The sequence below is a fragment of the Propionibacterium australiense genome (genome assembly GCF_003666605.1).
GTDB classification, from domain to species: domain Bacteria; phylum Actinomycetota; class Actinomycetes; order Propionibacteriales; family Propionibacteriaceae; genus Propionibacterium; species Propionibacterium australiense.
On record NZ_RCIV01000026.1, the window covers coordinates 23302 to 34075 of the forward strand.

At 68.7% G+C, this 10774-nt stretch carries 8 protein-coding genes; 6 read left to right on the top strand and 2 right to left on the bottom strand.

The window, feature by feature from the left end; all coding sequences use genetic code 11:
• Position 1: 1 nt before the first annotated feature.
• Positions 2-709 (bottom strand): histidine phosphatase family protein, encoded by a 708-nt coding sequence (locus tag D9T14_RS12505; protein ID WP_119162786.1) that lies wholly within the window; start codon positions 707-709, stop codon positions 2-4.
• A gap of 100 nt (positions 710-809) precedes the next feature.
• A complete protein-coding gene (locus D9T14_RS13740) occupies positions 810-1514 on the bottom strand; it encodes a histidine phosphatase family protein (RefSeq protein ID WP_170175627.1) in 705 nt (234 codons plus the stop codon).
• A 982-nt stretch (positions 1515-2496) separates the two neighbouring features.
• Between D9T14_RS13740 and D9T14_RS12515 the strand changes: the two genes are divergently transcribed.
• From D9T14_RS12515 to D9T14_RS12540, 6 genes are read left to right on the top strand one after another with little or no spacing between them, the layout of a single operon-like run.
• Positions 2497-3840 carry an SAVED domain-containing protein gene (locus D9T14_RS12515; RefSeq protein WP_119162784.1) on the top strand — a complete coding sequence of 448 codons (1344 nt, stop codon included), beginning with the start codon at positions 2497-2499 and terminating at the stop codon, positions 3838-3840.
• 17 nt (positions 3841-3857) lie between these two features.
• Entirely contained in the window at positions 3858-5618 is a 1761-nt protein-coding gene (locus D9T14_RS12520) for a Cas10/Cmr2 second palm domain-containing protein (RefSeq protein WP_119162783.1), read from the top strand.
• Positions 5615-7576, top strand: coding sequence for an RAMP superfamily CRISPR-associated protein (locus D9T14_RS12525; protein WP_119162782.1), 1962 nt, complete (start codon positions 5615-5617; stop codon positions 7574-7576). Before D9T14_RS12520 ends, D9T14_RS12525 begins: the two co-directional genes overlap by 4 nt.
• A complete protein-coding gene (locus tag D9T14_RS12530) occupies positions 7573-9192 on the top strand; it encodes an RAMP superfamily CRISPR-associated protein (protein WP_119162781.1) in 1620 nt (539 codons plus the stop codon). Before D9T14_RS12525 ends, D9T14_RS12530 begins: the two co-directional genes overlap by 4 nt.
• On the top strand, positions 9189-9710 hold the full coding sequence (locus D9T14_RS12535) for a hypothetical protein (RefSeq protein ID WP_119162780.1): 522 nt from the start codon (positions 9189-9191) through the stop codon (positions 9708-9710). The genes D9T14_RS12530 and D9T14_RS12535 overlap by 4 nt, the downstream gene beginning before the upstream one ends.
• A gap of 1 nt (position 9711) precedes the next feature.
• Positions 9712-10596: a hypothetical protein gene (locus D9T14_RS12540; RefSeq protein ID WP_119162779.1), complete on the top strand. Its 885-nt coding sequence runs from the start codon at positions 9712-9714 to the stop codon at positions 10594-10596.
• Positions 10597-10774 lie beyond the last annotated feature (178 nt).

A 10774-nucleotide genomic window follows, 5' to 3' on the forward strand; every position in this document is an offset into this window, starting at 1 on the left:
CTCAGCCCTGCCAGCCGCCCCGCTCGGCCCAGCTGACGTCGTCGTGGTCGAGCACGGCCCAGTCGCCGTGCTCCCCGCGCAGCAGGCGGCTCACGCCGCCGTTGTGGATCGGGGCGGTGAGCTCGGCGCCCAGCCGGTCGAGGATGCAGGCGATCGTCACGCCGCTGCTCACGACCAGCACCCTGGGTGTGGCGGCCGGCACGGCCTCCGCGGCGGCGATCTCGTCGAGGGTCGCCAGGGCCCGGTCGGCCGCCTGCCTGACATTGTCCGACGGGTAGTCGGTGTCCGGGTTGGTGCGGCTGAAGACGTCGTAGATGTCGAGGAGGGTGTGGCCGGCGTCGAGGGCCTCCTGCACCGAGGCGACGCCCAGCTCCCGGAACGCGGCCTCCCACATGAGCTTGTTCGGCATGCCCTCCCAGGCGCCGAAGGACATCTCGCGCAGGCCGAACCGCGAGATCGGCTGCAGGCCGGAGCCCATGCCGGCGAGCAGCGAGGTCATCGTCTCGTGGTGGCGCAGCATGTCGCCGCAGTAGGCGGCAGTGAAGTCGATACCGGCGCTGGCGAAGGCCCGGCCGATCGCCTGGGCGACGGCGAAGCCCCTGGGTGTCAGCGGGGTGCCGCACCAGCCCTGCACGCGGTCGAGTTTGTTGAACCAGGTCTCGCCGTGGCGCACCAGGTAGATCTCGACGGGGCCCTTGGCCTCGGTCATGTGTGAGCCTTTCTTCGCCGGCGCCCCGGGCGCCCGTATGTTCCCCGAGCGCCGGTTCCAGTCCGGAGCGGCCCGGCGCTCCAGGACCGCCCCGTGGGGTTCAGGTGGCGCGGCCGTTCTCGGCCCAGCTCATGTCGTTGATCCTCACGGCAGTCCAGCCCGAGGCGTCACGGCGCAGCAGGGCGACTGCGCCGTTGCGCACCCGGTCCCGTGGCGGGAAGCCGAGCGCCGTGAGCAGGCAGACGATGGTGATGCCGCTCGTCACGACGAGGACGCGGGAGTGCTCACGCAGGCCGGCCTCGGCGTCGGCGATGTCTTCGAGGACGGCCACTGCCCGGTCGGCGACGGCCGCCGTGCCCTCGGTCGGGTAGTCGGGGTCGGGATTGCAGATGCTGATGCCGTTGTAGACGTCGACGAGGGTGAGGCCCTTGGCGAAGGCCTCCTCGTCGGTGCTGACGCCGAGATTGTCCCAGCAGGCCCGCCACATGTCGGTGTTGAGGCCGCCCTCCCAGCCGCCGAAGGACATCTCGCGCAGCGCCTTGAGCTGGGTGACGGGCAGGGGTGAGCCCATGGCGTCGAGGATGTCCTGGGCGGTCTCGTGGTGGCGGGCCATGTCGCCGCTGTAGGCCGCGTCGAGGACGATCCCGCCCGCGGCCAGTCCGCGCCCGAGTGCCGCGGCGAGTTCGTGGCCGGCCTCGGTCAGCGGGGAGTCGCACCAGCCCTGCACGCGGTCGCGCTTGTTGAACCACGTCTGGCCGTGCCGCACCAGGTAGATCTCGACGACGCCGGCGGCGATCTCGTTCACGCTCCGAGTTCTCCTCGCTCTGTCCGGCCCGCATCCGGCACGCGGGCCCTGCCCCAACGATAGGCGAGACGCCCGGGCAGACGCGTGACGTCCTGGCTGTGCACATCTGAAGACCATCTCATCGTCGCGTGACCTTGCCCCACCATGGATCAATTCATGGATCAACCCCATGACGACGATCCAGGAGGCCCGGATCACACCTGGTGTCGCGCAGAGCGAGCCGGCACGAAGGCTCGGGGTATCGGCCGTCTCAGTGTCCCAGATGGAAGCCCGTGAAGCCGGTGGTGACGTCCCCTGCGTACCCGTGCTCGCTACCTGAACGCCCTCGGGCTGAGGGACATCGGCCTGGTCGTGCCCCGTACACCCACGCCACGTGATGGGGTGAGTCTGGGCGCAGATCTGACAGTCATCGACCCCTGAAGCCCCGCGGCCTCCAGTCGTTCGCGTCGGCGCAGCTTGGCCCTGCACCGCCTGCTCGAGGCATCGGTCAGTTGGGATGACACCGAATTCCTGGCTCGGCATCGCCCGCGCTGGCATGGACCGCAATCGCCGGGCGAGCAGACGCGCTGTGTCGTTCCCGAAGAAATGGCTCGACTCCCCGGGCCGACCCCCTCACACGGTTCCACCGTCTGAGGTGAGGTGGGCAGCCGTATCCGGCCCTGACGTGCTCTGCCTCCAACCCGGCGGGCACGACGACCAAGCTGGCCAGGACCCCATACCGACGGTTCCACACGGCTGCGCGGGGTCCACTCTTCTCCGCACCCGAGAGATCGACCCTCGGCTTGTGACCGCTCCCCACAAGCACCAAGACCATTTGGTGATACGGCCTCCCTGAGCAGCCAGCAACGGTAGAGTCCGACACGAGACATCCCCAACCGCCTCGCACACTGCATGGTCACCGGTGACCACCGTGAAGCGGGGCCCGATACGACCACCGATCCACCGCGGGCTCCCGACCCGGGCCCGCGCCCCAGGAGGACACATGCCCACTGTCACACCCAAGTACGACCCGCGAGGGCCGGTGTTCATCTCGTACCGTCACTCTGATGGGATGAGGATCGCCGATCGTCTGGCCTGGCTGCTGCGCGCAGCGGGCATACCGGTCTGGCGTGACGAGGAGGACCTCACCACCGGATCCATCGAGGCCCGTATCGAGGAGGCGATGGGCAAGGGACTGTCTGGTGGCGTCCTCGTCGTGACTCCCGACGTCGAGAACAGTGAGATCATTCAGACGGTGGAGGCCACCGGCCTGCTCAATCTTCTCAAGAACAACCCGAAGTTCTCGCTGACCATCATCAATGCCCTGCCCTATGGCGACCAGCTCGATCTGAAAGCGCCGCCCACGGTCGCTGACCAACCGCCACAGCATAATCAAGTATCCAATGGTAAACAGCTCGACCCGGAGGCGCCGGGAAGAGTACTCGACATCTCAAAGAGGGTGGCGAAAAAGATCGTGCAGTTCCCGGCGACTCTCGATGGCCTGTCGGAGTCAGATCAGAAGAAGTTCATCACTGCATACGTCAAGGATCACGTCACGGCGCTCGCAGCCGACACCGACGCGATCGAACTGAACATCGAGACACGACCCGCCGGTTCGCCGAACTCGTCACGGGCCAAGCACCATTTCGACATGATCCTGCCCGATTCAGAAGATGGGACCATCCGCCGTCAGAGCTTGGAAGACCTTCAAGCCGTGCTGGGGATCGTCCGTGGTGCCATCGCGAACCAAGGCGCCTCACTGTTGAAGGTGAGCGGACACGCGCACCTGTCTGTCGCATTTGCCTTGGGCGCTCAGTTTCCGGAAACCCTGATCGGGCGCGCGGAAGCCACCGACAACTGGAACAAGGTCTGGCCCAGCGAACCCGCCGGTACCGGTGAATTCGTCACCGAAGTGGCCTCTGGCGGAGGCAGCACGTCTGACCCTGGCGAGCTCGCCGTCTACGTCGACCTGCGTAAGGATGCGAGCGACAAGGCCTTCAATGACTTCCTCGACACGATGCAGGGGCGCCTGCGCGCATGGAGTCATCTGCGGCTGGCACAACCCGACTGGATAGATCCTCGGGACGGGGCTGCGATCGCGAGACAGATCGCCGACCACATTCGTGCCATCTGCGGCGCCCACGGAACCCCTCATGTGCACCTCTTCCTGCGATGCCCGTTCGCGGTGGCCTTCCTCATCGGCCGGTTGGTCAACACGCTCACCTTCACCGTCTACGAATACGACAAGAGCACGGCACACTACGTCCCCGCGCTGGGCGTGAGCACAGCCCGGGCCGGCGGTGTCATCAAGGAGGTCCTCGCACCCGAGTCCACCGAACAGTCCTGAGCATCGAGGCGAGAACCATGTACGCCGTCCTCCTCGACGTCAACAGCAAGCAGCGCTTCATCTTCGAGTCCCCGCGGCTGCGGGAGAGCATCGGCGCCTCGCACCAGATCACCCGTCTCGGGTGCTGGGTCGCCCATGCTCTCTCGAAAACACCGGATACCGATGATCGGTGTGAACCCGATAATCATCAATGGGTGTCCCGTTCCTCGGGCAGGGTCATCGTCACCGTTGACGACGAGGCAGCCGCCCGGAACGTCATCCGCGACGTCACCCTGCGGGCCCTCGGCGAGGCACCGGGAATGGACGTCAGTGGCGTCTACGTGAAGACGGGTTCTGAGTACTTCGGGGCGGACGACCTGCGGGCCCTCAACGAGGCCGCCGCCGAGTACGCCCTGCGGCGGCCTCCCGCCGACGGCCGGTTCGCCCGGATGCCCTTCCTCGCCGGGGCCGGCGACTCGGCCCTGCCGGCCGCTCCCCCGCTGAACCAGGACGATGAGCCCGACGAGGACAAGAAGGAACCCTACTCGCTGCCCTCACGGCACAAGAGGCTCACCGCGTACACGGCGCGCTCGGAGCTGCTCGACGACCTGGCCCCCACGGGTAAGGACGAGAAACTCGCCCGTGACCCGACCAGGCTGGAGCGGATGCTCCAGCCCGACAACGAGGCCGACCCCCAGGGCGGCCTGTCGAAGGTCGCCATCGTCCACATCGACGGCAACGGCGTCGGGGCGATCATGCGTGATCTCGCCGCCGCCATGCGCCGCGTCCCCCACGAGGACTTCACGCAGGCCGTCAAGTGCACACCCGGTGACGCCGACGCCCTGCGGAAGTTCACCCTCGCCGTCAACGAGAACCTGGACCGCGCCGTGCGCCAGGCCTGCCGGCTGGCCTGGCGCGATGTCGCCGACTGGGCCGAGAAGGACGCCGTCACGGCTGGCAGGGAGTACAAGGCCATCCCCGTCGTACCCGTGCTGCTCGGTGGTGATGACGTCACTGTCATCACGAGCGGCGACTACGCCCTGCCGTTCGCCGCCGCTTATCTGCGCCACTACGAGCAGGCCACCGCCGCGGACCCGCTGCTCAGGCACCTCGGTGACCACCCCGACGGCCAGGCCGGGCCGATGACGGCGGCCGCCGGCGTGGCCGTGGTCCGTTTCAAATTCCCCTTCCACCTCGCCTACGACCTGGCCGAACGCCTCGTCGACGAGGCCAAGGAGGTCGGCAAGGCCTGTTCCCCGTCGGTCTCCACGCTGACCTACCACGTACTGCTCGACACCACCGTGCTCGACCCCGAGGAACTGCTCGCCGCCTACGAGCGGCTCAGCAACCGGCCCTTCGTTCTCGGCTCCGGTGCTGCCGCGCCATCGCAGGGTCTCGCCGGGCATGCCGCCTGGCCGAGCGTCTGCGAGCGGGTCCGCCTCTTCACGGGCGCGATCTCGCGGAACGATGACGACCGGCAGGACGGCTTCCCCCGCACCCGGGCCGCGCGCATCCGCACGATGATGTCCGACGCCGCCCAGGCAGAACTCGCCGGGAACACCGCCGAACGCGACCGGCTGCTGGAACAGGCCGAGAACGAGTGGCGTGATGCCGAGGCCTGCTTCCCGGACGCGAAGCGCCTCGGCGGGAAGCAGACCATGTTCGACCTCATGGAGCTGACCGACCTGCTCCCCGCCTCGTACCTGAAGGAGCCGCTGGGCACGGCGTCCCCGCCTCCTTCCGAGCCCCAGAGGCCATCGGCCGCAGATTCCTCGACCGGTGAGGAGGGCCAGGCATGAGCCGCATGTCAGCGCCCGCGCGGCAGGGGGCACTGGAGTTCCCCGTCACCATCGTCTTCCGTTCGGACTGGGGTGTGGGCACGGGCACCGGCATCGCCGGCGGGGTGAGCTCGGTCGTCGAGAAGGACGCGAACGGCCGGCCGGTGGTGCGCGGCACGGCCCTGGCCGGCGTGGTGCGCGAGCAGGCCGCCACCGCGGCACGCGCCCTGGACGAGGCCCCCCGGGGGCCATGGCACGACTTCGTCACAGCCCTCTTCGGCACGCCCGAGTCGCCGCGGCTGGTGAGCTTCACCGACGCGACCGTCCCGGACGACGCCCCGGACGTCGCCGTGCACGAGGTGGTCTCGTTGTCGATCGACGAGGACACCGGCACCGCCAAACCCGAGTTCCTGCGTTTCTTCGAGCGGACGGCCGCCTGCACCCTCCACGGCCGGGTGAGCCTGGTCCAGACCGATCTGCACGGCCGTCCCCTCGTCTGGGACGCCGAGCAGCGCGACGGCGCCCTGCTCGTCCTGGCCCTGGCTGGGCTCCTGGTGCGGGGCATCGGCTCCAACCGTTCCGACGGGGACGGCCTGTGCGACGTGCTCATCGGGGACGCCATGGACGCCCCGCGGGCCCGGGAGTGGTGCCGCGCCAGGCTCGGGGCGTGGACGGGGCCCGCACCCACCCCGCCGGCCGCTGACCAGAGGTTCACCGCCCCGCTCCTCGCCCCGGGGCGGGTCGCCGCGGCGGGTGATCCGGGTTTCGTTCGCGCAGACCTGGAGTTGAGACTCCTCACCCCGGTGGTCTCCTACGAGGTGCCGCTGTTCAACGAGGTGCGCTCCCTGGACTTCCTGCGCGGCACGGTGCTCCTGCCCTGGGTGCACCGCCGGTTGCGGCGGGCCTTCCCCGACGACGAGATGGTGCGTGACGCCGTCGTCGCCGGTGACCTGCTCGTCTCCGACGCCACCGCGATGGCCGGGGGCGTGCGGGGTCTGCCGGCACCGCTCGTCCTGACCAGGCCGAAGACCCCCGACCAGCGCTCCGCGGCCCTGCCGATGCGCAACCCGCTGTTCGGCGCCTCACCACCCGCCGCAGGGGACGCGGACGGGGCGCAGGTGCCGGTCCGTTCGGGTTATGTCTTCCCTGGCTTCGTCCCAGCAGACATCCCCAGCACCGGTGAGGAGGCCCCGGCGGGTTCCCTCGGTGCGCCCGCCCTGGTGGGGCGCCAGTCCACGGCCCACGACCCGGCCACCGGCGCCGCGAGCCAGGGCCGGTTGTTCCTGGTGCGGGCGCTGCCCGCCGGGCTGCGGATGGGGGCGTCCGTCCTCGTGTCGCAGCGGCTGTTCGAGCATCTCGGGGAACGCCTGCACGAGGCGTTCCCGCCACGTGAGCCGGTGACGGCCTGGCTGGGCTCCCGGCGGATGGGCGGCTCCTACGGCCGCGTGGAGTGCCGGGCGGGAGGCTTCGTCCCGGCCCGTCCTGACCGGCCGGCCTGGGACGGGGACGGCGCGACGACGCTGTGGTTCACCTCTGACGTCCTCGCCAGATCCGGGGCCCTCGGGCCGGGCGGCACCGTGTCCGATCTGCTCGCCGCCCTTGGCCGCGGGGGCGCCGACGTGGAACTCGCCAGGGCCGAGGGCGCGCTCGCCGCCGGGGTGCGGCACCGCCGCGTGGACTCCTGGTCCGCCGCCGACCAGCAGCCGCGCGCAACTCGCGTGGCGGCCCGGGCCGGTTCCGTGCTGCGGGTGCAGCCGGTTCCCGGCGCTGACCCCGGCGCGGTGATTGCCGCGCTGGCCCGGCTCTCGGTGACCGGTTTCGGGGAGTTGACAGCGCAGGGTTTCGGTCGATTCGTCCTCGGGCACGAGCTGCTGGGCCGGCAGGACTTCGGCCTGACCCGGCTTTCCCAGCAGCACCTTCTGAGCGGTGACGGCAACGACCAGAAGGCCGGCCCGACAGCTGAAGGAGGCCTGCGATGAGGACACGCTACGAGTTGACCGTTCACCTGGTGACCCGTTCGCCGCTGCACTCGGGCGGCGTCGACGTGCCGGTGGATCGTTCCCGCAGCGGATCCGACCGGGAGGCGGAACCCCGGTGTTTCGCCCGTGACGGGCACGGGAACCCGGTCATCACGGGCCGATCGGTCAAGGGCGCCCTGCGGGCGGCCTGCGAGCGACTGACCGATGACCGGATCGGGGGCCTCGGGCTGTTGTGGGGGAACCAGGACCGCGCCGCTGCCCTGACCTTCCACGCCATCGAACTCGACAAGACCGCGGTCTCCACGGATCCGGCGGACGCCGAGGGCGACGAGGGCCGGAGCCCGCTCGCACGACGCACCGGTATCGCCGTCGACCGGTACTGGGGCACCGCCGGGGACACGGCGCTCTTCGCCCACGAGTACGTGCCGGCCGGCAGGAGCCTCGAGCTCACGATCACCGCACAGGCCGGCACGCCCGATGGGGTATCGCCCGTCGGAGGCGGTGCCCCGCAGCAAGCGGCGAGCCCTGAGCAGGTCGAGCAGTTGTTCGGTCTCATCCTGGGCCTCTTCAAGGCCGGGCACGTTGGTTTCGGTGGGCGCCGCAACGCCGGCTGGGGCCGCGTCGAGCTCGACGACAACAGGCCCTGGCTGCTGACCAGGAGCGAGCTCGGTTCCCGCGAGGGGCTCTTGACGTGGCTGGCAGGCGGGCAGAACATCACCGAACGCATCAGGCCCGCGGACTGCTCGGGTGACGAGCGGGTGCGGATCAACATCGGCTGGGACAGCCCGAGCGGGATCCTCGTCGCCGAACCCCGCGAGAAGAAGGCCAATGAGCCCACTGAGGAAGCCGACCGGCAACCAGCGGACGGGGAGCCGTCCTCGAATGAGACCGAGCCGACCAGGCCGCTGCGCTGCGGCCCCGGCAAGAACGATCCGCTGGTGCTGCCCGGCAGCTCGGTGCGCGGGGCGCTGCGGTCGCGGGCCTCACGGATCGCCCGCACAGTGCTCGCCGCCCGGGACATGCTGGGTGACCAGCTCGACTGGTCCGAGACCGGCGTCCATGATCAGCTCGCCAATGATCCCGTGCTCGTGCGCGACCTGTTCGGCAGCACCGAGCACCGCGGCGCCCTCACCGTCCTCGACACCCTCGCCGCCGGGCACGTTTCCGGACGGAGGATCACGCACAATGCCGGGGACCGGTGGACCGGCGGTGCCGCCGAGGGCGCCCTGTACAGCGAGGAGGTGCACGACGTCGACTGGAACAGCATCGAACTCGAACTGGATCCGGGCATGCTCCCAGAGGAAGCCGACCTGAACCGTCGCAGGGCCGCGTGGTGCCTGCTGGGTCTGACGCTGGCCGAACTCGCGGCGGGCACCCTGCCGCTGGGCAGTCGTGGCACGCGGGGCCTGGGGCAGGTGCGGGTCACCCGGATCAGTGTCGAGGGCGGGCCGGGGATCGTCGGAGAGCCCTGGGATCTTCACGACGAGGGCTCCGAGCCCCTGCCGGAGCAGATCCTGGCCCGGCTGAGGCAAGTCCAGATCGAGCCGAACCCGGCCGCCGGCGACGACGGCTGGACCGGCTGGTCGTCCTATCTCGTCGAGGGGGAAGACGCATGATGTCCAGCACCGAGAAAGCCGAACCGGCCCTGCTGGAGGGGGGCCGTCTGGCCTCCACGTCCTTCCCCAAGGACTCGCTGGGCGAGGCCCTGGCGCGACTCACCGGCGCCGCGCCACAGTGGCAGGGCATCGCCTTCACGACGGCCGGGGCCCGCTCCGTGCGTGCGGCCTCTGCCGGGGCCCTGATGACCAGGCTGGATGGGGCCGACCACGAGGTACCACTGGGCACCGTCTACGAGCTGCGGCTGTGGGCCGTGGGACAGCAGGCGCTTGACGGGGCGAAGGCCCGTGAACTGAGGTGGCTCAACGGCTCGGGCTCGGCGGAGATCTCCGTGCACGAAGGCGCAGCGGGTGTCGGGCAGGACTGCTGGTACCGCACCAACAGCTATCTGCAGCACAGTGACATAGCGGATCTGGACATGAAACCGAGGATGACGGGCGTCGAGGTGTTCGTGCAGGAGGACGGCTACGGCAATGTCGTCTTCGCCGACGAGCTGATGACGGGAAGGTGGGCCTGAGATGGGTGAATACGAACCGTTCCACTCGGCGGTCAACAGGATTCCCGTGCTGCGCCAACCGAGTCAGCAGATGGCGGGCAAGGGTCTGTTGCCGAAGGATCTCTTCAGCGATGGCCCGGCCACCGGCCACGACCACCTGGCTGCCGATCGCTGGTCGGGATCGATCGACCTGGAGATGACTGTCCGCACACCCCTGGTCTTCGGCGAGCAAGATGAAGGCGAGATCAGTCTCCCGATGGTGGACGACAAGCTCGTGGTCCCGCCGACGATGGTCAAGGGCATGATCTCGCGGGCCTTCGAGATCCTCACCTGCTCGCGGTTCCGCGTCTTCGGCGCCGTCGAGAACACGTCCGGGCTCCGGGGGAGCAAGAACGACCACTCCCAGCGGCTGACCTATCGGGCGGATCCCGCAGCAGCTAACAATCTTTTTCCCGGCCGTGTCTGTACGACCACTGACAGAAGTCTGGCTGTGGAGATCCTTGACGGCAAAAACAGTCAGTTCCGCAGCGCCCTGATCCGCGATGACGTGAGGAAGGGACATGGTGACATCGTCCGCGACAACCATCCCGAGATCTCGACCGGCCCCGGCAATGTCGTCACCCAGAATCAAGTTCTCCAGAGATTCCGCAGCCTGACCCCTCACGGGCAATGGACAAGGGTCCGCCTCACAGAATGGCAGAAGGGAAAATCTGGCAGGCACCTCATGGTCACAGGCGTGTGGAACGGTGAGGACCTCGAGAACTTCTTCACCATCACTGGCGCGAACAGCGTGCGGACTCTCGACGTGTGGGGGTACCCGTGCCGGACGAGCCCAGACGGCAAGACCTCACGTGAACTGTACGATGAGAAGATCTATGGCCGTCATGAAACGAAATCGTATTTTTGATGGATTCGGGGTCTTGTTTCGGATATGATTGAGACATGCAGATCGAGGTCGCCCCGGAAGAAACCGCTGTTCTGATCAGGTGGAAGAAACGCACAGACAATTACGTGCTGGTGCGGATGAAAGCCGAAGCCATCTTGTATGCCTCTCGTGGTGTCGATGTGGGGATTATCGCTGAAAT

What these genes read in the sequence shown, in the direction of transcription:
- D9T14_RS12540 (WP_119162779.1), top strand. Translation starts at nt 9,712, where the DNA reads ATGGGTGAATACGAACCGTTCCACTCGGCGGTCAACAGGATTCCCGTG.
- D9T14_RS12530 (WP_119162781.1), top strand. Translation starts at nt 7,573, where the DNA reads ATGAGGACACGCTACGAGTTGACCGTTCACCTGGTGACCCGTTCGCCG.
- D9T14_RS12515 (WP_119162784.1), top strand. Translation starts at nt 2,497, where the DNA reads ATGCCCACTGTCACACCCAAGTACGACCCGCGAGGGCCGGTGTTCATC.
- D9T14_RS12525 (WP_119162782.1), top strand. Translation starts at nt 5,615, where the DNA reads ATGAGCCGCATGTCAGCGCCCGCGCGGCAGGGGGCACTGGAGTTCCCC.
- D9T14_RS12535 (WP_119162780.1), top strand. Translation starts at nt 9,189, where the DNA reads ATGATGTCCAGCACCGAGAAAGCCGAACCGGCCCTGCTGGAGGGGGGC.
- D9T14_RS12520 (WP_119162783.1), top strand. Translation starts at nt 3,858, where the DNA reads ATGTACGCCGTCCTCCTCGACGTCAACAGCAAGCAGCGCTTCATCTTC.
- D9T14_RS12505 (WP_119162786.1), bottom strand. Translation starts at nt 709, where the DNA reads ATGACCGAGGCCAAGGGCCCCGTCGAGATCTACCTGGTGCGCCACGGC.